General features: G+C 57.1%; 21 protein-coding genes and 1 riboswitch. Of the genes, 9 read left to right on the top strand and 12 right to left on the bottom strand.

The features are described from left to right. The first annotated feature begins 87 nt into the window (after nt 1-87). From F3J37_RS10270 to F3J37_RS10260, 3 genes are all read left to right on the top strand, one after another. The gene (locus F3J37_RS10270) at nt 88-1,113 is read left to right on the top strand and encodes a LacI family DNA-binding transcriptional regulator (RefSeq protein ID WP_166933285.1); all 1,026 of its coding nucleotides are present in this window, start codon (nt 88-90) and stop codon (nt 1,111-1,113) included. A gap of 187 nt (nt 1,114-1,300) precedes the next feature. Continuing rightward, nucleotides 1,301-1,918: a superoxide dismutase [Mn] gene (gene sodA, locus F3J37_RS10265; RefSeq protein ID WP_034827730.1), complete on the top strand. Its 618-nt coding sequence runs from the start codon at nt 1,301-1,303 to the stop codon at nt 1,916-1,918. Between the two features lie 191 nt (nt 1,919-2,109). Beyond that, a complete protein-coding gene (locus tag F3J37_RS10260; RefSeq protein ID WP_166933284.1) occupies nt 2,110-3,096 on the top strand; it encodes a VirK/YbjX family protein in 987 nt (328 codons plus the stop codon). 7 nt (nt 3,097-3,103) lie between these two features. Here F3J37_RS10260 and F3J37_RS10255 read toward each other — a convergent pair whose 3' ends face one another. From F3J37_RS10255 to F3J37_RS10200, 12 genes are all read right to left on the bottom strand, one after another. Beyond that, nucleotides 3,104-3,466, bottom strand: a complete 363-nt coding sequence (locus F3J37_RS10255; protein ID WP_058961117.1) for a YibL family ribosome-associated protein — start codon at nt 3,464-3,466, stop codon at nt 3,104-3,106. A gap of 88 nt (nt 3,467-3,554) precedes the next feature. Continuing rightward, nucleotides 3,555-4,088: an MltR family transcriptional regulator gene (locus F3J37_RS10250; protein WP_034827734.1), complete on the bottom strand. Its 534-nt coding sequence runs from the start codon at nt 4,086-4,088 to the stop codon at nt 3,555-3,557. 76 nt (nt 4,089-4,164) lie between these two features. Beyond that, nucleotides 4,165-5,313, bottom strand: coding sequence for a mannitol-1-phosphate 5-dehydrogenase (mtlD, locus tag F3J37_RS10245; RefSeq protein ID WP_034827736.1), 1,149 nt, complete (start codon nt 5,311-5,313; stop codon nt 4,165-4,167). Nucleotides 5,314-5,407: 94 nt separating this feature from the next. Continuing rightward, the gene (locus F3J37_RS10240) at nt 5,408-7,342 is read right to left on the bottom strand and encodes a PTS mannitol transporter subunit IICBA (protein WP_166933282.1); all 1,935 of its coding nucleotides are present in this window, start codon (nt 7,340-7,342) and stop codon (nt 5,408-5,410) included. Between the two features lie 479 nt (nt 7,343-7,821). Beyond that, nucleotides 7,822-8,535 carry a DUF3053 domain-containing protein gene (locus F3J37_RS10235; RefSeq protein WP_034827740.1) on the bottom strand — a complete coding sequence of 238 codons (714 nt, stop codon included), beginning with the start codon at nt 8,533-8,535 and terminating at the stop codon, nt 7,822-7,824. 273 nt (nt 8,536-8,808) lie between these two features. After that, nucleotides 8,809-10,407, bottom strand: a complete 1,599-nt coding sequence (locus tag F3J37_RS10230; protein WP_166933280.1) for a gamma-glutamyltransferase family protein — start codon at nt 10,405-10,407, stop codon at nt 8,809-8,811. Between the two features lie 9 nt (nt 10,408-10,416). After that, the gene (locus tag F3J37_RS10225; RefSeq protein WP_058961112.1) at nt 10,417-11,298 is read right to left on the bottom strand and encodes an ABC transporter permease; all 882 of its coding nucleotides are present in this window, start codon (nt 11,296-11,298) and stop codon (nt 10,417-10,419) included. A gap of 2 nt (nt 11,299-11,300) precedes the next feature. Then, on the bottom strand, nt 11,301-12,242 hold the full coding sequence (locus F3J37_RS10220; protein ID WP_166933279.1) for an ABC transporter permease: 942 nt from the start codon (nt 12,240-12,242) through the stop codon (nt 11,301-11,303). Between the two features lie 17 nt (nt 12,243-12,259). After that, nucleotides 12,260-13,777 (bottom strand): ABC transporter substrate-binding protein, encoded by a 1,518-nt coding sequence (locus F3J37_RS10215; RefSeq protein WP_166933278.1) that lies wholly within the window; start codon nt 13,775-13,777, stop codon nt 12,260-12,262. A gap of 18 nt (nt 13,778-13,795) precedes the next feature. Further along, nucleotides 13,796-14,857 (bottom strand): ABC transporter ATP-binding protein, encoded by a 1,062-nt coding sequence (locus F3J37_RS10210; protein WP_166933276.1) that lies wholly within the window; start codon nt 14,855-14,857, stop codon nt 13,796-13,798. Beyond that, nucleotides 14,854-15,849, bottom strand: a complete 996-nt coding sequence (locus F3J37_RS10205) for an ABC transporter ATP-binding protein (protein WP_166933274.1) — start codon at nt 15,847-15,849, stop codon at nt 14,854-14,856. Before F3J37_RS10205 ends, F3J37_RS10210 begins: the two co-directional genes overlap by 4 nt. Continuing rightward, a complete protein-coding gene (locus tag F3J37_RS10200; protein ID WP_160833346.1) occupies nt 15,846-16,568 on the bottom strand; it encodes a FadR/GntR family transcriptional regulator in 723 nt (240 codons plus the stop codon). The genes F3J37_RS10205 and F3J37_RS10200 overlap by 4 nt, the downstream gene beginning before the upstream one ends. Nucleotides 16,569-16,976: 408 nt before the next feature. Further along, a riboswitch (guanidine-I (ykkC/yxkD leader) is annotated at nt 16,977-17,071 on the top strand. Nucleotides 17,072-17,134: 63 nt separating this feature from the next. Between F3J37_RS10200 and F3J37_RS10195 the strand changes: the two genes are divergently transcribed. The 6 genes from F3J37_RS10195 (at nt 17,135) to uca (ending at nt 24,831) form a co-directional block, all read left to right on the top strand. Then, on the top strand, nt 17,135-18,193 hold the full coding sequence (locus F3J37_RS10195) for a putative urea ABC transporter substrate-binding protein (RefSeq protein ID WP_166933272.1): 1,059 nt from the start codon (nt 17,135-17,137) through the stop codon (nt 18,191-18,193). Between the two features lie 14 nt (nt 18,194-18,207). Then, a complete protein-coding gene (locus F3J37_RS10190; protein ID WP_058961099.1) occupies nt 18,208-19,020 on the top strand; it encodes an ABC transporter permease in 813 nt (270 codons plus the stop codon). Nucleotides 19,021-19,034: 14 nt separating this feature from the next. After that, the gene (locus tag F3J37_RS10185; RefSeq protein WP_097118480.1) at nt 19,035-19,796 is read left to right on the top strand and encodes an ABC transporter ATP-binding protein; all 762 of its coding nucleotides are present in this window, start codon (nt 19,035-19,037) and stop codon (nt 19,794-19,796) included. Between the two features lie 11 nt (nt 19,797-19,807). Beyond that, entirely contained in the window at nt 19,808-20,515 is a 708-nt protein-coding gene (locus F3J37_RS10180; RefSeq protein ID WP_166933270.1) for an urea amidolyase associated protein UAAP1, read from the top strand. After that, the gene (locus F3J37_RS10175) at nt 20,515-21,150 is read left to right on the top strand and encodes an urea amidolyase associated protein UAAP2 (RefSeq protein WP_166933269.1); all 636 of its coding nucleotides are present in this window, start codon (nt 20,515-20,517) and stop codon (nt 21,148-21,150) included. Before F3J37_RS10180 ends, F3J37_RS10175 begins: the two co-directional genes overlap by 1 nt. A gap of 81 nt (nt 21,151-21,231) precedes the next feature. Beyond that, nucleotides 21,232-24,831 carry an urea carboxylase gene (gene uca, locus F3J37_RS10170; RefSeq protein ID WP_166933267.1) on the top strand — a complete coding sequence of 1,200 codons (3,600 nt, stop codon included), beginning with the start codon at nt 21,232-21,234 and terminating at the stop codon, nt 24,829-24,831. The last annotated feature ends 45 nt before the right edge of the window (nt 24,832-24,876 follow it).

Below are 24,876 nucleotides of genomic sequence, written 5' to 3'. Positions count from 1 at the left end.
CGAATCTGTGGTGATTAACGTGGCACGTTGGCGCATTTGGTTTTAAGCTGCGTGCGGGTAATGGTGGTAAGTCAGCTAGGAGAAGGCATGGCAGAGAAAAAACGGCGCGGTACCGGCAAAAGCACACTGGCCGATGTTGCCCGTTTGGTCGGCGTGAGCACCATGACGGCATCACGTGCGTTACGCATGCCGGAAAAGGTCTCGCCTGAAATCCGCGCCAAAATTGATGCGGCCGTCGCCGAACTGGCTTACGTGCCAAATATCCAGGCGCGTAATCTGGCGTCGGCATCGTCGAAGCTAGTCACCATGGTGGTGCCTTCGTTCGCCACGCCGGGCAGCGCGATTGTGTCGGAAGCGCTGCAAGAGATTCTGCGTCCGCAGGGTTACAACATGATGCTGGCGGAAGCCAACCACTCGGCGGCGGAAGAGAGCGAGTTGATCGAGATGCTGCTCTCGTATAATCCGGCGGCGATGGTGCATTTCAACTTCGACAATGCCGCTGAAGCTCATCGTTTGCTGAGTAATTCCGGCCTGCCGGTGATGGATATCGGCGGGGTGCATCAGGAATCTGCGGGTATTAGCATTGGTGTCGATTACGCTAAAGCGATTCGCCAGCTGGTGCAGAGTTTGGTGGAACGCGGTTATCGTCATCTCGGCTTGTTGTGTACGCAAACCAATACCACGATTTTCCGCCAACTGCTGAATGGCTGGCACAGCGGCATGCTGGCATCAAATCAGGCGCCGCACCGCGTGGTGACCTCGCCGAAAATGCCGACCTTTGCCGCTGGACATAGCCTGCTGGCGGAGATCCGGCTTACCTGGCCGGAACTGGATGTGCTGATTTGTACCAGCGATGAAGTGGCGTGCGGTGCCATCATGGCTTGCCACGCCGCAGGCATCTCCATTCCCAGCCAGCTGGCGATTGCCAGCATCGGTGGCGGCCCATTGGCAGCAGTCTGCTCACCGCCGCTCACCAGCGTTGTCCTGCCTTATGAAGAGATGGGGCGCATGGCGGGCAAGCGCTTACTTTCCGCATTGAAAGGCGATGAGCCTCCTGCCATCAACGAACTGCCGGCACAGCTCAAACTGCGTGCCAGCACCCACAAGATGTAATCCTGCGGCATCGCGTGCATGAGATGTGACTCTGCGTGCGGTGCTTTTCCCAGATTCATCAAATCCTTATCATTACTAAGGCATTGATAACCCTTTTACCGATCATGATTTTAACTATAATGATCCGACTGCTTACGCGGCACCCTGCTAAGGTGATGCTGCAAAACACTAAATGGAGAGGAAGAACATGAGTTATTCACTGCCATCCCTGCCTTACGCGTACGACGCACTGGAACCACACTTCGACAAGCAGACGATGGAAATCCATCACTCTAAACACCACCAGGCTTACGTTAACAACGCGAATGCAGCGCTGGAAGGTACCGAATTCGCTAACCTGCCGGTTGAAGAATTGATCGCTAAACTGGATCAGCTGCCAGCAGATAAAAAAGGTCCACTGCGTAACAACGCAGGCGGCCACGCTAACCACAGCTTCTTCTGGAAAGGCCTGAAACTGGGCACCAGCCTGCAAGGCGAACTGAAAGCCGCTATCGAAAAAGATTTCGGCAGCGTTGAAGCTTTCCAGGCTGAGTTCGAGAAAGCCGCTACCACCCGTTTCGGTTCAGGCTGGGCGTGGCTGGTGAAAAAGGGCGATAAACTGGCTGTGGTTTCAACCGCTAACCAGGATAGCCCGCTGATGGGTGAAGCCATCTCTGGCGCATCCGGTGAGCCAATCATTGGTCTGGATGTGTGGGAACACGCTTACTACCTGAAGTATCAGAACAAACGTCCTGACTACATCAAAGCGTTCTGGAACGTGGTGAACTGGGATGAAGCGGCTGCACGTTTCGCTGCTGCTAAGTAAGTTCAGGCGATAGCCAACGCACAGAACCGGTGAAGCTGCTTCACCGGTTTTTTTCTTTACGAAAGCTAAACACTTCTTAAACCACTTCGAGATTACCTCTGCTGACAATACCGTTACGTTCGTTATTAACCTGCCGTTGATAATTTGGGGCATACAGTAGCCGCAGTTGATCACACGAAAGTAAAATAACTATGTCTACTATCACTACCCCTGTGGCGAATAAAGATTCGTCGGCATCCCTGTTTTTGCCGTTAATTAGCGGAAAAGTCAGACCTGATAAGTTATGGAATAGCAGTATGTTCCGCTTTAAATTTGCTTTAAGGTCTTTAATCTTTCCTGTTACAACATTTAATTACCTTAGCGCATTAGCGAAACTGCCGTTTCTGCCGCAACTGCTGAAAATGCAGGGTTTGCTGCCGGCTAAACCGCATCGCCCTTACCTGCGCGCAGGCTTTAGCGTGGCACAACGTGCGCAAGCACTGCTGGACCATTACACGCTGATGGATCAACTGGATAATGCCAAACTGCGCCAGTTACTGCTGAGTCCGGTGTTAAATGTGATTGCCACTTTTAACGGAAAAAATGATGAGGTGTTTGCTATTAATTGCTGCCCAGGACATTTTGACCGTGAAGGTGAAATAACTCTGACACTGCATTATCAAACCATGAATATTGCCTCGCTCTCTTTTTCCATTATCCAGGAAAAGGGCAAGCGCACATTATTGATTGGTGGATTGCAGGGGCCGCGCAAACACATCTCAAATGATGTTATCCGCGATGCAACCAAAGCCGCACATGGCGTATTCCCGAAACGTCTGTTAATGGAAGCGGTATTTATTCTGGCGCAACAATGTGGCGTGCAAGCGATTTGCGCAGTAGGAGATACCACGCATGTGTTCCGCAGCATGCGTTATCGCCACAGTAAAGGTGATAAGTTCTTTGCCAGCTACAGCGAGTTCTGGCTGTCACTGGGCGGTGAAGCCCGTGCCGACGACCTGTTTACGTTGCCGCTGCAGATGGAAAGGAAAGCACTGGAAGAGATCGCCAGTAAGAAACGTGCGGAGTATCGTCGTCGCTATGCACTGTTGGATGCGTTGAACACCCAGGTATTGCTGGCAGCAGGGGTTGAAGCAGTGCAGGAACAGAGCGTGGAACGCGACGTATCACACGCCGCGTAATCGGGTATCAGAACGGCTGCTTCGCGTAGCCGGTCATCACCTTCAGCCCCATCTCACGTCCCAGCGCGGTCATGGGATGCACCACCACCAGGCCGCGCACGCTCTTCTTAAATGCGCCCATGTTGGCTTGTTCCTTCCTGGTGATCTCACGGCTGAAACCCAGCTTCTGCAGCTGTTGCGCTTCTTTACTCAGTTTCTCATCGCGAACACTGCGCAGACGTTCAATTTCCTGCACCAGCTTCTCTTTTTCACGCAGCAGCTCGCCGAGTTTTTCGGCATCGCCAGATTCCAGCAGCTGGGGTTCTTTGCGATTCAATGCGTCCAGTTGATCACTGAGCAGTTTGATCTCGGCTTTTTCTTGTTCTTTCATCAGGGGAAACTCGTTAAGGAAAACAGGCAAAGGATACATCAAAACGGGGCGATTTTGCAGCGGGGCGGATTCGACCGCGACAGAGCCCCTAAACGGCCGGCTTCTTGAAGGCTTGCTTGTGGGAGATGCGCGATATCAGCTCGGTGAGCGACAGCACCATGGTGGATCGCACCATTTGCAGATAGCGCTGCTGCTGCATACTGCGTAATGCTTCGTCATCCCGGGTGAAGTCAGGTTGTGGCGGCCACGCTACAACGCAGTGCAGTTCACCAAATGGCCCCAAAATCTCATCGTCAGTAAAGCGGTAGTCGCTGGTGTCGTGATTGAGTTCTTCACGCAGCGCCAGCAGCAGCTCACAATCTTCATATTCATGGCGATTAATCACGCCCAAACCGTAAATCAGTTTCAAACGCACCGATAGCTCGCCCAGCGGACCGTCACCGAGCAGCAGCGGTTCAACCGCGTACTTTACGGCATAATCGTCTTTACGGAAAACCTGCAACACAAGCAGGTTGACCGCTTCAGCCAATAGCTCAACGGCGGCGATCAGGAAGCTTCTCACCGATCGACCGGCGTTCAGGCGCTCAAGCACCCGGTTTTCAAAAGCTTGCTTCTCTTCCATTATTGCCTGCATCGTTCCGCTACCGCCGACGGGCACGGTTGGCACCGCGCCCGAGTGAGCTATTAAAAGGCGCGCATTATGCCATAGCGTTGTAAGCACTCACCACTGAGGTGACCACTTCGCTATTGGCTTCCAGTCCAGAGATCTCGGCCAGCGTTGCCTGCGGGCCTTTTTCAGCCAACAGGGCAGCCAGTTCCTGCGCCTGCGGATCGGCTTCGCTGCGGTAGTGCATCGCGGCAGCAATACCCTGCACCAGGTTGGCGTGTGGCAGGTGGTACTCAAGGGTGCCGAGCGTGGGTTTGATCAGACGATCGCCCGCGCTGAGTTTACGCAGCGGCTGGCGGCCAACACGTTCCACATCATCTTTCAGGTACGGATTTTCAAAACGAGTGAGGATTTTCTGGATGTAAGCGGCGTGCTTGTCGGCATCAAAGCCATAGCGCTTGATCAGCACCTCGCCGCTCTCCTGCATCGCACCCTGCACCACGGCACGCACTTTCTCATCCAGAATCGCATCGCGGATGGTGGCGTGGCCAGCTAACTGGCCAAGATACGCGGTGATGGCATGGCCGGTATTCAGCGTGAAGAGTTTGCGCTCGACAAATGCCATCAGGTTATCAGTCAGCTCCATGCCAGGAATGTTTGGCAATTCACCTTTGAACTGCGTTTTATCGACAATCCATTCGCTGAAGGTTTCGACTGTCACTTCCAGCGGATCGTTGCTGCCGGCCTCAGATGGCGGCACGATGCGGTCAACGGCGGAGTCGACGAAGCCAACGTGCTCTTCAACCCACGCGTGATACTGTTCTGGCAGCGCTTTCAGAACGTGCTGCTTCAACTGACTGGTGCCGCGCACCATGTTTTCACAGGCGATGATATTCAGCGGACGGACATTACCGTTGTCGCTGCGTTTGGCCAGACCTTTCGCCACACCGCCTGCGATGCGCTCCAGAATTTGCGGACCAACCGCCGTGGTAACGATATCAACCTCAGCAATCAGCGTGACGATGTCGTCGCTGGTGCTGTTCACTGCGCTAACGCCGGTAACGATTTCGACCTTTGCCTGCTCGCCAACTACATGAACCGGATACTCATGACGGGCGTTAAGGGCATCCAGAACCACCTGATTCACATCCGCGAAGACCAGTTCGATACCGGCATCAGCCAGCAACTTACCGATAAAACCGCGACCGATGTTACCTGCTCCAAAATGTAACGCTTTCATAAATTTGACCCATATCAAATGACGAAAGGGCGGGCAAATCCGCCCCGGAAATGTGGGACGGGCTTGCCCGCCCCAGGGAAGTTAAAACGTGGTATTACGCTTTCGCGGTGTTACCTGACAGCAGATCCAGCACATCCTGAACGCAGGTGGTGTTCGCCAGCTTCTCAATCACGCTGTCATCATCCAGCGCGTTGGTCAGGCTGGTAATCACCTGAATGTGTTCGTTATTGCGAGCCGCAATACCAATCACCAGGCGCGCCACGTCATCGGCTTCTTCGCCAAACAATACGCCCGCAGGGTACTGGCAGAACACCACGCCAGTTTTCAGCACGCGATCTTTGGCTTCCACGGTGCCGTGCGGCACAGCGATAGACTCACCGAGATAGGTCGGGGTCAGCTTTTCACGTTCCAGCATCGCTTCAACGTACTCTGGCTGGACATAACCGCCTTTCACCAACTGCTCACCAGCAAAGCGAATCACCTGCTCTTTGTTGCTGGCGCTCAAGCCCAGGAACACGTTGTCCGCGCCCAATTTAAACAAGTTAGCGCTGCCATCGTCGTAGCTGTCTGCCAGCGTGGTCTGCACGGTTTCACGATGTGTTTCACTGCGGTTAGCGGCGATCAGACGTTCTGTCAGATTGCTGTACAGCGCGCTATCGAGGAAGTTGTTCAGCGAAATATGCTGCGCCTGCGGTGCCTGGCGCATCGCACGCTCGGTCAGATCGCGGTGAGTAATCACCAGATCCACATCGCCCGGCAGTGAGTTAATCGCGCTGTTGGTCACCGAGATATTGCTCAGGCCGGCATCCTGCACTTTCTTACGCAGCACACCTGCACCCATGGCGCTGGAACCCATACCGGCGTCACAGGCGACGATGATTTTACGCACGTGGCTGACATCAACGCTGTTGGCATCGGCGATAACCGGAGAACCGGCAACGGCCTGGCCTTTCGACTGCGCTTTCATATCACGCATACGCTGAGTCGCAGCTTCGATATCGTCATCTTCTTTTACTTTGCTGGTTTTCAGCAGGATAGAAGAGACCACGAAGGAGACGGCAAACGCCGCGATGATGGCCGCGATGTTGGCGAAGTATGCACCTTTTGGCGTCATCGCCAGTACTGCGAGAATAGAACCCGGAGACGCTGGAGACACCAGACCGCCGTTCAGTACGGTCAGGGTGAACACGCCTGTCATACCACCGAGGATCACTGCCAGCAGCAGACGTGGCGCCATCAGCACGTACGGGAAGTAAATTTCGTGGATACCACCGAGGAAGTGGATGATTGCCGCACCGCCTGCAGACTGCTTAGCGCTACCGCGACCAAAAATCATGTAGGCAACCAGTACACCCATACCTGGGCCTGGGTTCGCTTCAATCAGGAAGAAGATGGATTTACCGGCTTCGCTAGCCTGCTGGATACCCAGTGGCGAGAAGATACCGTGGTTGATGGCGTTGTTGAGGAACAGGATTTTCGCCGGTTCAACAAAGATAGAAGTCAGTGGCAGCAGGTTGTTCTGCACCATCAGGTTTACGCCCGCCGCAAGAATGTGTGACAGACCTTCAACCAATGGACCGATGCCGATGAACGCCAGCAGCGCCAACAGCATACCGATGATACCGGCTGAGAAGTTGTTAACCAGCATCTCAAAGCCGCTTTTGATTTTACCATCAACCATACGGTCAAAGGTTTTGATCGCCCAGCCGCCCAGTGGACCGGCAATCATCGCGCCGAGGAACATCGGCATATCTGCACCGACAATCACACCCATGGTGGTAATGGCACCGACCACGCCACCGCGATCGCCGCCCACCAGACGTCCACCGGTGAAACCGATCAACAATGGCAGCAGGTAAGTGATCATAGGGCCGACGAGTTTCGCCAGCGTTGCGTTTGGAATCCATCCGGTTGGGATGAACAGTGCTGTGATGATACCCCAGGCGATAAACGCACCGATGTTTGGCATCACCATGTTACTCAGAAAGCGACCAAAGCTCTGGACCTTGACCTTCGCTGATGAGGACATAAACCCACCCCTTATTGAGACGCGCTGCAATAAGAGCGCGGTTGTTTTTGTTAAGACTTTTATTGAGCCGTTCCGGCGCGGGCCGTGGCATCACTGTATGCACGCGGACTCTAGCACTAGTTTATTACGCTGCGTAGCATCCGGGATAAGTGTGATGCAGATCACTCAAAATTGGGGTGGTCAGGGTGCTATAAGGTGATGAAGATCACATAAATAGAGTGTAAGAAAAGTACGAAGGCGAAATTTTAAGCAAAACAACGGGATAAATGTGACTTAAGTCACCTTTGCAGCTCTCAGGTTTGTTTCATAAGTGTGATTGAGATCACAAACTATTTTTGGTTGAAAATGCGTCAGATCACACAATAGCGATGCTGATAAGTAAGGTGTAAGGGAGTGACGAAAAATCTGAAAGATGCAATGAAAAGTATGTCAGGAAAAGGGCGACCTGTTAGTCGCCCCTGAACGCATTCAAAGCGAGGTTACAAACCACCCTGCACAGCATTCTGTGCCTGAGTCAGGGCTTGAGCATTGCTGGAAAGGTTGCTCATCAGGGTGTTGTACTGCGTGGCCTGATCCTGCGTTGGGAACTGAACGCCACCGTCATTGAAGGTCACACGCGTGCCCTGCGACTGCAGATAATCACCGGTTTGCACCGCCGCCTGGCTCAACGCCTGAAGCTGAGGCAGTAACGGAATCAGTGTACCCGCTGGCTGCGTCACCACTTTGGCGTAGACGCTGTCATACACTTTCTTCAGATCGTCAGGCTGCTTCAGCGTGGCTTTGCTGCTGTCGGCCTGCATTTTGGCGCTCTGAATCTGCTGTGACAGCACACTGAGGTTGCCGCTCGCCTGACGCAGACTATCGCGACGGGTCAGATAATCTTGTGGCACACGAATCGCAGCCAGTTCATCAACCACAGGGCGCATGCCTTGCTCAACCGCCTGATTGGCCTGCTGTGAGAAGCCATACAAAATGGCGTAGTCGCTGGCGTAGTTACCGAAGGTTTGCTTCTGGTTTTCGCTCAGGCTTGGCAGATGTTCGCCGCTACGCATCGCGGTGTTCTGCAGGAAATCGGTGAAAGCTTTACGCTGATCGCCTTCTTTATCGCCACAGGCGGTAAGTTGCAGCACAACCAGTGCGCTGATCATAAGCATGCCGGTACGCATCCAGATGCGGGATAATCCTGACGCCATGTTGAACTCCTGTTATGGCTAATTTCGATTCGGTGGGAATGGTCCTAAAGGATAGTGCAATGGCCTGGCGTGTACAACGGGTTGAGGCGCGGCAAACTGTGGGAAAAGGCGCACTCTGGCGCGCCGGATTAAGGTCATGAAAGAAATGTGCGGGTAGTCGGCCCTAAAGGTTGTGCTCCATCGACACCAACGAACGCAGGCAAAAACCGAACCCGAAGGCTGAAATCACCTGGCGGCATCTGGCTGTCCGCACTGATGCCGCCAGATTGTGATTTAAAACACCAGCGCCTGTCCATCCTTCCGGCTTTCAGTGGCGGCTATGTAGAAGCCCTGCGGGTCACGCACAATCGCCTGCGCACCGCCGAAGTTGTAGCTCTGTAATGGATCCTCCACCGTAATCTGGTGACCCATCTCGCGCAGTTTCGCCAGCACATTACGGTCAATACCCGGTTCCACCACTACCGCACGGCCTTGCTCAACACGCCAGCGCGGCGCATCAATCGCTGCCTGCGGGTTTTGCTTGTGCTGCATGATGCGCAACGCCAGCTGTAAGTGCCCCTGCGCCTGCATCGGGCCGCCCATCACGCCAAACGACATCAATGGCTGTCCCGCCGCATCCAGCGCAAACGCCGGAATAATAGTGTGGAACGGACGTTTGCTACCGGCCACTACGTTCGGATGGTGCGGATCGAGCGAGAAGCCGCAGCCGCGGTTCTGCAAGCTGATGCCGGTGCCCGGCACCACCACGCCTGAACCAAAGCCCATATAGTTAGACTGAATAAACGACACCATCATGCCGCTGGCATCGGCAGTCGACAGATATACGGTGCCGCTCTGCTGTGGGGAGCCGAAGGTAAAATCCCCGGCCTGGTCAGGATTGATGAGCTGAGCGCGCTGCTTGAGGTAGCTGTCACTCAGCAGCAACTCTGCCGGGAATTCCAGATGGTCGTAATCGGTGACGTAACGATCCAGATCGACCAGCGCCAGCTTCATCGCTTCAATCGACAAGTGCAGCCACGGCACGGAATCCGGCGTGTAGCTGCCGATGTCCCACTGCTCCAGAATGCCGAGCGCAATTAGAGTGGCGATGCCCTGACCGTTGGGCGGTAATTCCTGCACCGAGCCATCGGCAAACGGGCGTGACAACAGCTCAACCCAATCGGCGCGATGGTTGTTGAGATCGGCCATGCTCAGTGCCGCGCCGTGCTGCCCGGCAAATGCCACCATTTTCTCCGCCAGATCTCCCCGATAGAAGGCTTCCCCCCTGGTTTCGGCGATTTTCTGCAGTGTGGCGGCCTGCGCCGGGTTACGGAAAAGCTCACCAGCACGCGGCGGTCGGCCATCTGGCGCAAAACACTCAACAAACCCCGGCTGAGACTTCAGTTTGTTGTAGCCGCGCTGCCAAAGATGGGCGATCAGCGGCGAAACCGGGAAGCCGTCGCGGGCGTACTCGATCGCCGGTTGTGCCAGTGTGGTCAGCGGCAGCGTGGCAAAGCGCTCGGCCAGCGTGACCCAGGCAGAAACCGCGCCCGGCACGGTCACGGCTTCCCAACCGATTTCCGGCATGGTGCTCTGTCCGGCAAAGCGTTCTGCATTCCAGCTGGCGGGGGAACGGCCGGAGGCATTTAAGCCATGCAGCGCTTTCCCATCCCAGATAATGGCAAACGCATCACTGCCGATGCCGTTGCCGGTGGGTTCCAGTACGGTGAGCGCCATCGCCGTAGCAATCGCCGCGTCTACCGCATTACCGCCCTGTTGCAACATGCGCATCCCCGCCTGTGCCGCCAGCGGCTGTGAGGTGGCGACTGCATTGCGGCCCATCATTGGGGCGCGGTGCGAGACATAACTAACGTTGAAATCCAAATCGCTCATAACGGTTCCTTAATGTGAGTCATTGCGCGGATCAAGTGCGTCGCGCAGTCCGTCACCCAGCAGATTGAAGCCCTGCACAGTGAGAAAAATGGCCAATCCAGGGAAAATCGACATCCAGGGTGCCTGCTCCAGATAGCCTTTTGCGGTGTTCAGCATCGCACCCCAGGAAGGTGACGGCGGCTGCTGGCCAAGGCCGAGAAATGACAAGCTGGCTTCCGTGATGATCGCCGAGGCAATCGCCAGCGTGGCCTGTACCAGAATCGGCGACAGCACGTTGGGCAGCACATAACGCAGGATGATCCAACGGTCCGGCAAACCGATGGCGCGCGCGCCGTCGATATACTCTTCATGGCGGATGGCAATCACCTGGCCGCGCGTCAGACGAGCAAAGATGGGCATGGCGGAAAGCCCAATGGCGATCATTGCATTGGATAAGCTTGGTCCGAGGAAAGCGCCCAACGCAATCGCCAGAATCAGAAACGGGCAGGCGAGCAGCGCTTCGATAAAGCGCGAGATGATGCCATCGCACCACCCCCGCCAGTAACCGGCAATTAAGCCCAGCGGCACGCCAATCAAAATGGCGATCATCACTGAAATACAGCCCGCCAGCAGAGAGGTGCGCGCCCCCCAAATCAGACGCGACAGAATATCGCGGCCCAGCTCATCGGTCCCCAACCAGAACAGCGCGGAGGGCGCTTTGCGCACGGCAAGGAAGTTTGCCTTGATCGGATCGGCCGGTGCCAGCCAAGGGGCCAGCAACGCCACGGCTACAAACAGCAGCACGATCACTGCGCCGATCAGCGCACTCTTATTACGCAGAAATTTCTTCAGCACCCGGCGGTTAGGCTTTGTGACCGCAGGCACTGCGCCTGCTGTTAACACCTCGCTCATGGTTAGCCTCGCATTTTCGGGTTGATTAACAGATAGAGCACATCGGCCAGCAGATTCAGCAGCAGAAAGCCGATCGCCACCACCAGCACCACACCTTGTACCACCGCGTAATCACGGTTAAACACCGCATCGACAATCATCTTGCCGAAACCGGGTAGGGTGAAAACCTGCTCGGTTAACACCGCACCGCCCAGCAGCTCACCAAACAGCAAGGTGGTGAGCGTGACGATCGGCATCAGTGCGTTACGGAAGGCATGTTTCAGCACCACTTTGGGGGCCAGCAGACCTTTGGCGCGCGCGGTGCGGATGTAATCGGCCTTTAGCACGCTGATCATTGACGCCCGCGTATGGCGCATCAACGTGGCGGCGAGGCCGGTACCCAGCACCAACGCCGGCAGCAGCAGGGTTTTCAGGTTCTGCGCCACATCTTCACTGATGGGGACAAAGCCTGAGGCTGGCAGCCATTGCAGATGCACGGAAAACAGCAGGATCAGCAGAATCCCCAGCCAGAAATGCGGCACCGATATGCCGGATAACGCGACAAAGTTGGTGGTGTGATCGACCCAGGTGTCTTTACGCACCGCCGCGATAATGCCCATGATGATGCCAATCCCCAGCGCAATCACCATCGCCAGCAGCGACAGCTCCAGCGTCACCGGCAGTTTGCTGGCGATCAGCGAGGTTACCGGCTCTTTGGTGCGCAGTGACATGCCCAGATCACCCTTCAGCGCATTGCCGATCCACGAGAAATACTGCGTGGGGATCGGATCATCCAGGTGATATTCCGCCCGCAGTTGCGCGATGACCGCGGGATCGCGCTCCTCACCCGCCATCGCCAGCACCGGATCGCCCGGCAGCAGCTTTTGCAGCGCAAACACCATGATGCTCACCAGCAGCAGCGTGGGGATCGCCAGCAGTAAGCGTTTAACTATCAGTTCCAGCATCATCGCTCCTCAGCGGTTTACTGCGCCATGCTCACACCCGCGAGGCGTACTAAGCCATCAGGCCAGGCTTTAAAGCCCTGCAGTTTTTTCGTCATGCCGAAGATGCGCGGCTCGAAATAGAGATAGGCGATTGGCATATCGGTTTGCAGCTGATTCACCACCTTGGTGTACAACGCCTGGCGCTGCGCCTGATCGTTGGTGAGACGTGCGGCGTTCAGCCACTCATCAACCTGGGGATTGCTGTAGCGACCGTCGTTGAGCGTGCCTTTGCTGTTGATAAACGAGTAGATGCTGCCGTCGGGATCGGGACGGCCGGACCAGCCGGATAAGCTAAGTTGGTAATCGCCGCGCTGCTGACGATCCAACAAGCTGGCGAACTCACTCATCTGCAAGTTGAGGTTAATGCCCGCCTCGCCGACCATCGCCTGAATCACCTGGCCGACCTGTTGTGCCGTTGGGTTATTGGTGACCAGCAGCGTCAGATTAAGCGGTGTAGTCACGCCCGCCGCCTTCAGCAGCGCTTTGGCTTTTTCCACATCACGCGGTGGGATTGGTGTGTTGACGTGATAGGCACTGACCGGCGAGAAGGCTTGGTTGGATGGGGTATATAAGCCTTCAAACGCCACCTGATTCAGCGCATCGCGATCGATCGCCAGCGAGAAGGCCTCACGCACGCGCGGATCTTTTAGCGGGCTGTTGGCGTCAACCTTGCCGTTATTGATGTTGAAGGTGATGCCCTGATAACCGAGGCCGGTGACTTTGGCCAGCGCCAGCTTGCTGTCGCCTTCAACCGTTTTCACATCGCTGGCCGCCACGCCTTCTGTCAGGTCGAGATCGCCTGCGCGCAGGTTGGCGAGACGCACTGAGGCATCCGGGATCGGCAGGAAAATCACTTTATCGAAGTGGTATGCGCTTTTGTTCCAGTAGTTTTCAAAGCGCGTCAGCACGATACGGTCCTGCTGCACGCGGCTGGCAAACTGATACGGGCCGGAGCAGACTGGATGGGTCGCGAAGTCCGGTTTTTTAGCGGCTTCCGGTGCCAGCATCGCGCCAGCGCGGTCGGTGAGCTGGCTGAGCAGCGCCGCATCCGGTGTTTTCAGGTGGAATTTCACCTGCATCGGCCCGCTGACTTCCACGCTGTCGATGGAAGAGATTTCGCTTTTACGCAGCGAACCCGGCAGCGTCAGCGCACGCTCAATATTAAACTTCACCGCGTTGGCATCAAACTTCTCGCCATCCTGGAAGGTCACGCCCTCGCGCAGGTTCATAGTCAGGGTTTTACCGTCATCACTCCACGCCCAATCGGTTGCCAGGCCGGGCACCACTTTCAGGTTCTCATCCACATCCACCAAGCGGTCGCACATAGCCGCAAACACGAAACGTCCGTAATAGGTGCGCGCCAGATGCGGATCGAGCATGTCCGGGTCGGCACCCAGACCAATGCGAATCACACTTTTCGCCTGGCTGTGTGCACTGGCACCGAGCAAGAGCAGGCCGCTTACGGCCGTGAGTAAGGTTAATCGAGCTTTCTTCACAGGCGAATCTCCAGAGGGTTAGGCTTGTTGCTTGGCCGCCTGCTCAAACAGCGCGCGGCGACGTAAAAAGGCGGCAGAAGGGGGGGCAATCACGATGACGCTGCGATCGCGGTTAATCTCTTGCCAGCGATGACAGGCAATCTGGCGGCCACCGCTCAGCACCTGGTTAATCGGTTCAAACTGACGGCAATCCGATGTCGCCCATGGGCAGCGTGTGTGAAAACGACAGCCACTGGGCGGATTGGCTGGATTGGGCAGATCGCCCTGCAACATCGGAATCTGGCGGCTGACACCCGGTTGCATCTGCGGCGCGGAGGCGATCAGCGCCTGGGTATAGGGGTGCAGCGGCGCGTCAAAAATCTCGTCCACGGTGGCGACTTCAACAATCTGGCCGAGATACATCACCGCCACGCGATCGCTCATATGGCGAATCACCGCCAGACCGTGCGCCACGATGATCATCGTCAGGCCAAACTGCTGTTTCAGGCTTTCCAGCAGATTCACCACCTGCGCCTGCACGGAAACGTCTAAGGCGGAAACCGGCTCATCGCCCAGCAGCAATTTGGGTTGGGAGGCGAGGGCACGGGCGATGCCGATACGCTGACGCTGACCGCCGGAAAATTCGTGCGGATAACGCTCTGCCCAGGCAGCCGGTAAACCCACGGTGCGCAGTAGCTCAGCGACGCGCGCATGGCGCGCCTCTCGGCTCAGTTTTTCATGCAGCCACAGCGGCTCGCCGACAATCTTTTGCACCGTCATACGCGGATTTAGTGAGGCAAAGGGGTCCTGAAAGATGATTTGCAGTTCGCGGCGCAGCTGATTCAGGCGTGCGCCGCTGGCATCGGTAATGCTTTCGCCCTGATAAAACACGTCTCCGGTACTGGCCGCCAGCAGACGTAGCAGCAAACGACCGAGGGTCGATTTACCCGACCCCGATTCGCCGACAATTGCCAGCGTCTCACCCGGCATCACCTGTAACGACACGCGATCCACCGCGGTGACGCCGCGATTGCGTTTGAACAGGCGGTTGGGCCCGGCAAAGGTTTTGCTTAAATCGCGGCACTCTAAAATCGGCTTCATGCGATCTCTCCCAACGAGACGTACTGTTCCAGCGGCGCGCGGAAACAGGCGACCTGATGATCGGTAGCCAGCGCACGCAGCGTCGGGCGGTTATGCTGGCAGCGGAGTTCGGCAAAGGGGCAACGGTTGGCAAAACGACACCCTGAGGGCATGTTTTCCGGTAATGGAACCTGGCCAGGAATGGTGGCCAGTGTGCCGCTGCGTGCGCTCAGGCTGGGAATCGATCCCATCAGGCCAATGGTGTACGGATGCTGGGGATCGTTAAAAATCGCTTCCACGCTGCCGGTTTCTACCACCTGACCGGCGTACATCACCGCCACACGCTGCGCGACTTCCGCCACCACGCCCAGGTCATGAGTAATCATCAATACGGCGGTGCCGGTTTCCTGCTTCAGGGTATTCAGCAGCGCCAGAATCTGTGCCTGAATGGTGACGTCGAGTGCGGTGGTTGGCTCATCAGCGATCAGCAATTTTGGATTGTTAATCAATGCCATGGCGATCATCACACGCTGACGCATGCCGCCAGAGAGCTGATGGGGATAGGCTTTGAGCCGCATTTCCGGGGCGGGAATCTGCACTTTTTGCAGGATGGTCAGCGCGGCTTCCATCGCCGTGCGGCGATTGACGTGGCGATGGCGCATCACCGCTTCACTGAGCTGGTCGCCGAGGGTGAAGGCCGGATTGAGCGAGGTCATCGGCTCCTGGAAAATCATCGCCAGCTGATTGCCGCGCAGGCTGGCGTAATCGCTGGCACTAAGATCGCGCAGGCTGCGCCCGTCGAACTGCATCTCGCCTTGTAAAATCTCAGCACTGGCGGGTTGCAGGCCCATCAATGTGAGTGAGGTGATGCTTTTGCCGCAGCCCGATTCCCCAACCAGTGCCAGCGTTTCACCCGCGTGCAGCGTCAGAGAGATATCGTCCAATACCGTAACGGGCGAACCGCGAAACTGCACGCGCAGGTTGCGAACGCTAAGCACCGGGTGATCGTTCATGGCGTCTCCTCCTGATGGTTGTAAAGCGCTTCAAGCAGCGCCTGTTGCAGTGCCAGTAAGTGTTCGCGCATCGCGGCAGCGGCTTCATGCGGCTGGCGTTGCGCGATGTGATTCACCAGGCGCTGATGATGGTCGTCATAGTTGTTGAGGCGGGCGGGGGTGCGTGCCTGTACGCGCAGATGCTGCCAACCTGGATCGCGGCGCACGGCATCCACGGCGTCGAACAGGCCCAGCATCAAGCGATTACCGGCGGCTTCCGCGATAGCGCGATGAAAGGCGCTGTCCCACAGTTCGTGCTGGTCGCCATCCTCCGGTGCCGTGATGCCATTCATGCGTTCCAGCAGGCGCTTCATCAGTGCAATCTGCTCTTTACTGGCGCGCAGGGCGGCCAGTCGCGCTAACCCTGGCTCCAGTTGCAAGCGCGCTTCCATCACTTCCAGCAGATTCGACTGCTGCGGCAGGTCGTGCAGTGCCAGCGGCTGCACCGGTGCAGCAGGACCAACAAAGGTGCCTTTACCCTGTTTGCGCCAGATGCGTCCCTCCTCTTCCAGCACATCTAGAGCACGGCGGATCTCACGGCGTCCGACGCCAAAACGCTCTGCCAGTTCACGTTCCGTGGGCAGCGCGCGGTCGGGCTGCTGCTCCTGTTGCTGGATCAGTTGACGCAGTTGCTCCAGAGCAGAACTGGAGTTGCGGGCGCTATCTGACGTGTGACTCATGATTGGTTCGCCTGTTTAAGCATCAGAAAAAGATCGGTAATCCCGGATTAACCAGCACTTTTACTGATGAAAGGCTGAGCAATCGGATTTATCAGCTTAGGCAAGAAGCGAACCAATATTGGATTGGTTCAAAGATGACAGGTACGTGACAGGAATAACCCTTTGAACAGTAAGTAAAAGTTTTTTCGGGCTTCGTTTAAAACTGCGAGGTGCATCAATATTCATGGTGGAAGTTGCGCTTCATGTTGGTGCGCTCACGCTGCATTGCTGTGCACGAGGCGAACCGTTCGAACTGGAAATAACGTGAATGATGTTGTTTTTCAATGAATTGAAATATTGGCACTTTTTTTGAATGTGTTTATGCAGATGCAGGAGCGATAGCGGGCAACCGATGTCGCCAGACAATTTGCAATGGGTCACTAGGGTTCCGGTCGAAAGATGCTGGTCCGAGAGTGACCGACCGTCCTCTGACGGTTACACGGCGGGACAAAAGCCCGGGAGGAAAGCGAGATCGTTGCTCGCCGCCTCCTGCTTTTATTTCGCCCGTTAACGCCAGAGGAACCATCATGATCAAAGCCTGCCTTCGCTTGCTGTTGCTTTGCACCGTCGCACTGTTCAGCGTCAATACGCTGGCCGCCGACAAACCCTCCTTCAAGATCTGTTGGTCCATTTACGCGGGCTGGATGCCATGGGATTACGCCCAGCAGAGCGGCATCGTGAAAAAATGGGCCGATAAATACGGCATCGACATCCAGTTTGTGCAGGTCAATGACTACATCGAATCGGTGAATCAGTACACCGCCGGCGGCTTTGACGGCTGCACCATGACCAACATGGATGCCCTGACCATTCCTGCCACCGGCGGCGTGGACAGCACGGCGCTGATCGTCGGCGACTACTCCAACGGCAATGACGGTATTTTGCTGAAGGGCAAAGGCAACATTGCCTCGCTCAAAGGCAAGCCGATCAATCTGGTCGAACTCTCGGTCTCTCACTATCTGCTGGCGCGTGCGCTAGAGAAATCGGGCATGAGCGAGAAGGATGTCAAAGTGGTGAACACCGCGGATGCCGATCTGGTGGCGGCGTTCGGCACGTCTGACGTGCATTCCATCGTCACGTGGAACCCGCTGCTGGCCGAAGCGGAAAAGCAGCCAGACAGTCATTTAATCTTCTCTTCAGCACAAATCCCCGGCGAAATCCTTGATCTGCTGGTGGTGAATACCGCCACGCTGAAAAAGTATCCGCAGTTGGGCAAGGCGCTGACCGGTGCCTGGTATGAAACGCTGAAAACCATGTCCGGCGCGAGTGACAGCGCCAAAGCTGCGCGCACGCAAATGGCGCAGGCTTCCGGCACCGATCTGGCGGGCTTCGATCAGCAGTTGGCCGCCACTCACTTGTTCAGCGATGCCAAAACCACCCTCGATTTTGTCGACAGCCCGCAGTTGAAAGCCACCATGCAACTGGTCGCAGAGTTCTCCTTCAAGCACGGTTTACTGGGTGAAGGCGCACCGAGTGCTGATGTGGTGGGCGTGGAAACGCCAGCAGGCAATTGGGGCGATACCAACAACCTGAAACTGCGCTTCACCGATGAGTTCACCAAACTGGCCGCTGCGGGTCAGCTTTAAGCGAGACGATGCCGATGCGTAAATTGATCAACTACCAACCGCTGCCGCTCGGTCGCCTGCTGCTTGGCATCCTGCCGCTGCTGGCGCTGCTGCTGGTCTATCTGTTCGCGTCGGATGCGCGTCTCAGCCTGAACGCCGCAGACAAACTGTTGCCAGGGTTTAACGCGATGGGGGACGCCATCAGTCGCATGGCGTTTCAGCCCAGCCCGCGCACCGGGGAATACCTGCTGTGGACCGACACCGCCGCCAGCCTGATGCGCCTGCTGAGCGGGGTGGCGATCAGCGCACTGCTGGCGCTGGCGATTGGCCTGTTCACCGGCGCGCTGCCGGTGGTGCGGGCAGTGCTGGCACCGCTGGTGACGGTAGTCGCGCTGGTGCCGCCGCTGGCGATTCTGCCGATTCTGTTTATCTGCTTTGGCCTCGGCGAAGTGTCGAAAGTGGTGCTGATCGTGATTGGTATTACCCCGCTGATTGCGCGCGATTTGCAGTTGCAGGTGGAGAAAATCCCGCGCGAGCAGCTGGTGAAAGCGCAGACGCTCGGTGGGCACAGCGCGCAGATTTTGTGGCGCGTGATCCTGCCGCAGATGATGCCGCGTCTGCTGGATGCGGTGCGTCTGTCGCTGGCGTCAGCGTGGTTGTTCCTGATTGCTGCTGAAGCGATCGCCGCCACCGAAGGGCTGGGGTATCGCATCTTCCTGATGCGCCGTTATCTGGCGATGGATGTGATTTTGCCTTACGTGGCGTGGATCGCGCTGCTGGCCTTTGTGCTCGACCTGCTGCTGCGGCTGATCAGCCGTCGCTGCTGGCCGTGGTATCACGCGAAATGATTCAGGAGCGAACCATGCCATTACTGCAACTGAAAAACCTCGAAAAACATTACGGCGATCAGGTGGTGCTGGAACGTCTCAACATCAACGTCGAGCAGGGCGAGTTTGTGGCGATTGTCGGGGCATCCGGCTGTGGCAAAACCACTTTCCTCAACATGCTACTTGGCACCGAATCGCCGACCAAAGGCCAACTGCTGCTGGACGGTGAACCCATCCCCGACGAACCCGATGCCCATCGCGGCGTGGTATTCCAGCGCTATTCGGTGTTTCCCCATCTGACGGTGCTCGGCAACGTGATGCTGGCGGAAGAGTTCAGCAGCGCCCGCTGGCTGGGACGTGTGTGGGGCAAAAAGCGCCAGGCGATTCGTCAGCGTGCGCAGGCAATGCTGGCGCAGGTTGGCCTGGAGCATGCGCAAAACAAATACCCGCACCAGCTCTCGGGCGGCATGCAGCAACGCCTGGCGCTGGCACAGGCGCTGATGAAACAGCCGCGTATCCTGCTGCTTGATGAGCCGTTTGGTGCGCTCGATCCCGGTATCCGCAGTGAAATGCACCAGCTGATTACCCGCCTGTGGCAGCAACACAACCTGACCATTTTTATGATCACGCATGACCTGAAAGAGGGCTTCAGCCTGGCTTCGCGCCTGCTGGTGTTCGACAAACTGCGTCATGACCCGCACGCGCCGCAAGCCTGGGGCGCGACTATCACTTACGACCTGCCGCTGGATCGCACACAGCCTGATGTTGCGCTGCCATCTGAGCCGCAGGTGGCTTAAAGGAGCACCACATGAATGCTTATCAAACCCTGTTACCGGCGGGATCGCACTGGTCGCTGGTAATGCGCAGCGGTACGGCGCTGACACTGACCGATATTGAAGGCGGTGCCAACGTCGGCATGCTGTTCTACAACCCGGAAAATCTGCTGGAGCGCTACAACGCGCCCGATACGTTGAAGTGCCAGCACACTTTCCGTCTGACAGCCGGGCACTGCCTTTATTCCGATATGGGGCGCATTTTTTGCGGCATCGAAGAAGACAGTTTCGGCTGGCATGAGAGCGTTTGCGGCACCTTGAATGCTGAGCACACTGCCGCACGCTTCGGCGCCAGCGACTATCAGCAGGCGCGCAATCTGCGCCATCAAAACGGCTACGACAGTTTCCTCGTCGAGCTGGCGAAATACGGCCTCGGCCAGCGTGATATGGCCTCTTGCCTCAACCTGTTTGCCAGGGTGCGCGCCGATGATAACGGCACGCTGCAACTGGTGCAGCAGGGTGCACCTGGCGCACAGGTGCGGCTGCGCTTCGCCATGGACACGCTGGTGATCCTACACACCTGCCCGCATCCGCTGAATGTAAGCAGCGAATATCCGCGCCAGCCGGTGCAGATCGCACTGGACGCCCAGCGCGCGCCGCTGCCGGACATTTGCCTGGCGCGTGCCGAAAATCAGCGCGGACTGCGCAACAACGCGCTCTATCAGCTGCAAGGAGAAATCTGATGATCACTGAAAGCTTACTCAATCCCGCCGAAGCTAAATTCCAGCAGCAGGTGAACGCCGGTGATTACTGGCTGCAGCGCATCGAAGCGGGCCAGACCTTGCGTATCACCGATCTGGAAGGGAATCAGGCTGCCGACACTCTGTTCTTCAACGCCGACGACACTGCCGAGCGCTACAGCATGAGCGATACGCTGCGCGGGCAAAAGAATGTGTTCCTCAGTGCGGGCAGCGTGCTGCGCTCCAACGCCGATCGCCCGATGCTGACGATTACCGCTGATACCTGTGGTCGCCACGATACGCTGGGCGGGGCCTGTTCATGTGAGAGCAACACCGTGCGCTACGACCTGGAGAAGCGCCATATGCATTCCTGCCGTGACAGCTGGATGCTGGCGGTGGCTGAGAAGCCAGAATTTGGCCTGACGCGTCGCGATATCACCCACAACATCAACTTCTTTATGAACGTGCCGGTGACGCACGACGGTGGTTTGACCTTCGCCGATGGCATTTCTGCACCGGGTAAATACGTCGAGATGGTGGCGGAGATGAATATCCTGGTGCTGATCTCCAACTGCCCGCAGCTCAACAACCCCTGTAACGGTTACAACCCTACGCCGATCTTAGTCAGCGTGTGGTGAATCTTTGACGCAACGGGACGACCCGTTTTTAAGCCGTCATTGTCCCTGCAGGACGACCTGCCGTAATAAGAGATTTCACTCATGATTGATCGCGTATTGATTGCCAACCGTGGCGCGATTGCTGTGCGCATCATCCGTACCTTGCAAGCGATGAACATCCGCGCGATTGCGGTGTATGCCGAAGCCGATCGCCACGCGCGCCATGTGCGAATGGCCGATGAAGCCTGGTCGCTGGGCGAGGGGCAGGTGCGAGACACTTATCTCAATCAGCAAAAAATACTGGAAATTGCCGCACAGAGCGGGGCGCAGGCAGTGCATCCCGGTTACGGTTTCCTCAGCGAAAATCCCGAGTTTGTGACGCGCTGTGAAGCGGCCGGCGTGCAGTTCCTCGGGCCGAGTGTCGGGCAGATGGCCGCGTTCGGTTTAAAACATCGTGCGCGTGCGCTGGCACAGGAGAATCAGGTGCCGCTGCTGCCGGGCAGTGGTTTACTGACTTCGCTGGACGAAGCGCGAGTGATGGCGGAGAAGATTGGCTACCCGGTGATGCTGAAAAGCACCGCCGGTGGCGGCGGTATTGGCATGCAGCGTTGTGATGATGCCGAACAGCTCAATGCGGCGTTTACGCGTGTTAAACGACTGGCAGGCAATAATTTCGCCGACGATGGCGTATTTTTAGAGAAGTTTATCGCCCGCGCGCGCCACATTGAGGTGCAGATCTTTGGCGATGGTGCTGGCAATGTGATTGCCCTTGGCGAGCGTGACTGTTCTGCTCAGCGCCGCAACCAAAAAGTGCTGGAAGAGACGCCCGCACCGGGATTGAGTGCGGCGGTTCGCGCTGAGCTACAAGCAACTGCGGTGCGACTGGCGCGTGCGGTCAACTACCGCAGCGCGGGCACCGTGGAGTATGTCTACGATGATGCCAGCCAGCAGTTCTGGTTTCTTGAAGTGAACACCCGTTTGCAGGTGGAGCACGGCGTCACTGAAATGGTGTATGGCGTGGATTTGGTACGCTGGATGGTGGAGCTGGCGCAACAAACGTTGCCGCCGCTGCACACCTTATCGACCGAAGCGCAAGGCCATGCGATTCAGGTGCGCCTGTACGCTGAAGATCCGGCCAAACAGTTCCAGCCCAGTGCCGGTTTGCTCAGTCACGTCCAGTTCCCGACGGAAAGTGAAGACGCCACGCTGCGCATCGACAGCAGCGTGGAAACCGGCATGGAAGTATCGCCGTTCTACGATCCGATGCTGGCGAAAGTGATTGTGCATGCGGCCAGCCGTGAAATGGCATTGCGCAGTCTGGAACAGGTGCTGGACGCCACCGAGCTGTACGGTATCGAAACCAATCTGCTGTGGTTGCGCCATCTCTGTTCCCTGCCGGAAGTGCAGCAGGGCCGCATCATCACCGCCACGTTGGGCGGCGTGCAGTGGCAACCGCCGACGCTGGATATCCTCAGCGGCGGCACCTTGACCACGGTGCAGGATGCGCCAGGCCGCGTCGGTTACTGGCACGTCGGTGTGCCGCCGTCTGGCCCATTTGACAGCCGCGCGTTCCAGTTGGGTAATCGCTTATTGAATAACGACACGCAGGCGGCGGGACTGGAGATCACCCTGCGCGGTCCCACGCTGCGTTTTAATCAGGCGTGCAGTTTTGTTCTGACCGGCGCACCGATTGCCGCGCAGCTGGATCAGCAGTCGTTAACGATGCATCAGATCGTCACTGCACAGGCCGGGCAAACCCTGACGCTGGGTGATGTGAGTGGAGGGTGCCGCAGCTATCTGCTGCTGGCGGGCGGCTTGAATACGCCGCGCTATCTTGGCAGCCGTAGCACCTTTACGCTCGGCAAGTTTGGCGGTCACGCCGGGCGGGCTTTGCGGGCGGGCGATGTATTGCATCTTGCCGATCCGCAGGTGCTGGCAACGGCAGACTTGCCTCGCGAGTTGGTGCCGGAACTCAACGGCGAATGGCAGCTGCGGGTGATTTACGGCCCGCACGGCGCACCGACCTTCTTTACCGATGAAGACATCGAGGCGTTTTTTGCCGCCGAGTGGCAGGTGCACTACAACTCCAGCCGCACCGGCATCCGCCTGATTGGCCCCAAACCGACCTGGGCGCGCAGCGATGGCGGCGAAGCGGGTATGCATCCCTCCAATATTCACGACAACGCCTACGCCTTTGGCACGGTGGATTTTACCGGCGATATGCCGGTGATCCTCGGCCCGGACGGTCCTTCGCTCGGTGGCTTTGTCTGCCCGGCCACGGTGATCGAAGCCGATCTGTGGAAGCTCGGACAGCTCAAAGCAGGGGATCGCGTGCGCTTCCTGCCGATCGATCTCAGCAGTGCGGATCAACTGGCTCAGGCAGAGCGTGAAGCGATCATCAAACTGCAATCCGTACCGCTTACAGTGAACGCTGCGCTGCCCCTTATTGATCCACTATTGCACCATCAGGCGGCAGAAAATGGCCGCCCATCGCTCAGTGTGCGTGCGGCAGGTGACCGTTTCCTGCTGGTAGAGTATGGCGATTTGATGCTGGATATCGCCCTGCGTTTCCGCGTGCACGCGCTGATGCAACAGCTGGAAGCCCATTCTCTGCCGGGTCAGCTGGAATTAACGCCGGGCATTCGTTCGCTGCAGGTGCACTACGATGCACAGCGCTGTGCAAGAAGTGAGCTGTTGGCGCAAATTTTGCACATTGATAGAGAGCTGGGCGATCTGAGCGAGGCCGCCGTGCCCTCTCGTACCGTGTGGTTGCCGCTCAGCTGGGATGATGCGGCATGCCGTGAGGCCATTACCCGCTACAGCCAGTCAGTGAGACCTGATGCACCCTGGTGCCCCAGCAATATTGAATTTATCCGCCGCATCAATGGCCTTACCAGCATTGATGAGGTGAAGGAGATCGTGTTCAGCGCCGCCTATCTGGTGATGGGGCTGGGCGATGTCTATCTCGGTGCGCCCGTGGCGACGCCGCTCGATCCGCGTCATCGCCTGGTGACCACGAAGTACAATCCGGCGCGCACCTGGACAGCAGAAAACTCGGTAGGTATTGGCGGCGCTTACATGTGCGTCTATGGCATGGAAGGGCCGGGCGGTTATCAGTTTGTCGGGCGCACCATGCAGATGTGGAACCGCGATCGACAAACCCCGGCCTTCACACAGCCGTGGCTGCTGCGCTTCTTTGATCAAATCCGTTTTTATCCGGTCAGCGCCGAGGAATTGCTCAGCATTCGCGAGCGTTTCCCGTGGGGTGACTATCCGCTGCGGAGCGAAGAGGGCGAATTCCGCCTCGCAGATTATCAGGCGATGCTGGTGGAGCAGGCGGAGGAAATCGACGCCTTCCAGCAGCGACGTCAGCAGGCTTTTGACAGTGAGCTGGCGCGCTGGCGCGCAGAAGGGCAATTCACCTTCGACAGTCAGCTGCAGGAACAGAGTAGTGAAGAGATTACGGTGCCTGCAGGGTGTAGCCCGGTAGAGAGCCAGGTGGCGGGCAGCGTGTGGCAATGGTTGGTTGACGAAGGCAGTGAGATTGAAGCGGGTGACACGGTAGGCATACTCGAATCCATGAAGATGGAAATCCCGATCGTGGCGCCAGTCAGTGGAAAAATCCATTGTTTCTATCGCCAGGCCGGGCAGCAAGTGCAGGCGGGTCAGTTACTTATGGTGATCGATCCTTCAGCGGCATAAGTAAGAATAAAAAATAATCAGTAATCAGGCAGCAAAGCCGGGGAT

Source organism: Candidatus Pantoea communis (assembly GCF_011752685.1).
GTDB lineage: Bacteria > Pseudomonadota > Gammaproteobacteria > Enterobacterales > Enterobacteriaceae > Pantoea > Pantoea communis.
Note: the sequence above shows the minus strand (reverse complement) of the source record. Positions and strands in the feature narration are given on the sequence as shown.

Excerpts from the sequence above, each read along its gene's own strand:
- uca (WP_166933267.1), top strand. The coding sequence starts at position 21,232 with ATGATTGATCGCGTATTGATTGCCAACCGTGGCGCGATTGCTGTGCGC.
- F3J37_RS10220 (WP_166933279.1), bottom strand. The coding sequence starts at position 12,242 with ATGCTGGAACTGATAGTTAAACGCTTACTGCTGGCGATCCCCACGCTG.
- F3J37_RS10250 (WP_034827734.1), bottom strand. The coding sequence starts at position 4,088 with ATGGAAGAGAAGCAAGCTTTTGAAAACCGGGTGCTTGAGCGCCTGAAC.
- F3J37_RS10185 (WP_097118480.1), top strand. The coding sequence starts at position 19,035 with ATGCCATTACTGCAACTGAAAAACCTCGAAAAACATTACGGCGATCAG.
- F3J37_RS10195 (WP_166933272.1), top strand. The coding sequence starts at position 17,135 with ATGATCAAAGCCTGCCTTCGCTTGCTGTTGCTTTGCACCGTCGCACTG.
- F3J37_RS10225 (WP_058961112.1), bottom strand. The coding sequence starts at position 11,298 with ATGAGCGAGGTGTTAACAGCAGGCGCAGTGCCTGCGGTCACAAAGCCT.
- F3J37_RS10230 (WP_166933280.1), bottom strand. The coding sequence starts at position 10,407 with ATGAGCGATTTGGATTTCAACGTTAGTTATGTCTCGCACCGCGCCCCA.
- F3J37_RS10200 (WP_160833346.1), bottom strand. The coding sequence starts at position 16,568 with ATGAGTCACACGTCAGATAGCGCCCGCAACTCCAGTTCTGCTCTGGAG.
- F3J37_RS10210 (WP_166933276.1), bottom strand. The coding sequence starts at position 14,857 with ATGAAGCCGATTTTAGAGTGCCGCGATTTAAGCAAAACCTTTGCCGGG.
- F3J37_RS10255 (WP_058961117.1), bottom strand. The coding sequence starts at position 3,466 with ATGAAAGAACAAGAAAAAGCCGAGATCAAACTGCTCAGTGATCAACTG.
- F3J37_RS10190 (WP_058961099.1), top strand. The coding sequence starts at position 18,208 with ATGCGTAAATTGATCAACTACCAACCGCTGCCGCTCGGTCGCCTGCTG.
- mtlD (WP_034827736.1), bottom strand. The coding sequence starts at position 5,313 with ATGAAAGCGTTACATTTTGGAGCAGGTAACATCGGTCGCGGTTTTATC.
- F3J37_RS10180 (WP_166933270.1), top strand. The coding sequence starts at position 19,808 with ATGAATGCTTATCAAACCCTGTTACCGGCGGGATCGCACTGGTCGCTG.
- F3J37_RS10270 (WP_166933285.1), top strand. The coding sequence starts at position 88 with ATGGCAGAGAAAAAACGGCGCGGTACCGGCAAAAGCACACTGGCCGAT.
- F3J37_RS10235 (WP_034827740.1), bottom strand. The coding sequence starts at position 8,535 with ATGGCGTCAGGATTATCCCGCATCTGGATGCGTACCGGCATGCTTATG.
- sodA (WP_034827730.1), top strand. The coding sequence starts at position 1,301 with ATGAGTTATTCACTGCCATCCCTGCCTTACGCGTACGACGCACTGGAA.
- F3J37_RS10240 (WP_166933282.1), bottom strand. The coding sequence starts at position 7,342 with ATGTCCTCATCAGCGAAGGTCAAGGTCCAGAGCTTTGGTCGCTTTCTG.
- F3J37_RS10260 (WP_166933284.1), top strand. The coding sequence starts at position 2,110 with ATGTCTACTATCACTACCCCTGTGGCGAATAAAGATTCGTCGGCATCC.
- F3J37_RS10205 (WP_166933274.1), bottom strand. The coding sequence starts at position 15,849 with ATGAACGATCACCCGGTGCTTAGCGTTCGCAACCTGCGCGTGCAGTTT.
- F3J37_RS10175 (WP_166933269.1), top strand. The coding sequence starts at position 20,515 with ATGATCACTGAAAGCTTACTCAATCCCGCCGAAGCTAAATTCCAGCAG.